Genomic DNA, 1,232 nt, shown 5'->3' with positions numbered 1-1,232 from the left:
AAAACAAGCGCTCAAACTGCGCATACGCGTCGCAACGGGGCATCCCCTCTCTTTTCGTCACGCAAATTTCGATTCGCGGGCCGTAGGCAGCGATCTTTCGCGCGGTTTTTCAGCAAGCTGCTATGGGAATGGTCGGGCCGGTCCCTACGGTTCGAAGGCGCAGCGCAAGGTGAGTATCGTCATTCCCAGCTTCGAGTGCCTTGATTACCTTCGGTTGTGCATTGAGTCGGTTCGAGTCTTCACCGAGGGGCTTTGTGAGCTGATTGTCGTCGACAACGCTTCTTCGGTACCGGTGCGTACCTATTTGGCACGCGAGCCTGGCATCAAGGTCATCCAGAACGAACATAACTACGGATTCAGTTATGCAGCCAATCAGGGCATCGCAGCTGCCGATCCGAGCGCCGATATCGTCCTACTCAACAACGACGCGCTCGTGACCGATGGCTGGCTACAGGCGCTGCAACAGGTTCTCGATGACTGGCCGCAGACCGGACTCGTCGTGCCGCGCCAGGTGCTGCCGGCCGGCACGCCGACGATCCAGACACACAATCCAGCGATGAATCCCTGCCGCGAGGCAGATGTGAATCTCTCGCTACACCACGACAACGTCATCGACCCACTGTTCGATCCTGCTCGCGGCTATGTATCACTGAGCTTCGCAGCGTTTTTCTGCGTGTACATCCCACGGCGCACACTCGACGAGGTCGGGCTGCTGGAACACGAGATCGCCCCTCACTATCGATCGGATCGGTTGTACTGCGACGCCGTGCGGCACATTGCTGGACGGCCCATCGTCTACACGCCCCATGCCAAGCTGTATCACTTTCTCCAGCGCGCCACCGCGCATTTGCGTGCCGCGGATCCGAAGATGTTTCAGGGAATGTTCGTTAAGAATGCATGGAGCGAGGTAACTCGAGGGGTGGCGGCTGCCAAGTCTGGGGGCTGAGGTGCGATTTTTGAGACGCCGCGCTGACCTCGGACCGTTGGTGATCGCGGGGAATTCGCACATTTCCTCGTTTGGTGTCCGGCCAGGACCGTGAGCGGGGCCATCGAACGTGTGTCCATCGAGAGCTGACCGGGCCTTCGCCACGGCTGCACAGCTACTGGGAGTGTCGCCTCCCCCTAAACTCGGTCCAAGGATAACTGGAGGTCTCCGGGCAAACTACACGCCCCAGGAGGCTTTCAATGCGCAGGAGCAAATTCACTGAAACCCAGATCGTCCGGACGCTCAA

At 59.1% G+C, this 1,232-nt stretch carries 1 protein-coding gene; it reads left to right on the top strand.

Annotation, left to right across the window (positions count from 1 at the left end; translation table 11 throughout):
- On the top strand, window positions 1-946 hold a 946-nt coding region (locus ABSH63_RS15730), incomplete at its 5' end, for a glycosyltransferase (RefSeq protein WP_352891060.1).
- Between the last annotated feature and the right edge of the window lie 286 nt (window positions 947-1,232).

Source organism: Sinimarinibacterium thermocellulolyticum, from assembly GCF_040327995.1.
In the GTDB taxonomy this organism is placed as follows: Bacteria; Pseudomonadota; Gammaproteobacteria; order Nevskiales; family Nevskiaceae; genus Solimonas; species Solimonas thermocellulolyticum.
Note: the sequence above shows the minus strand (reverse complement) of the source record. Positions and strands in the feature narration are given on the sequence as shown.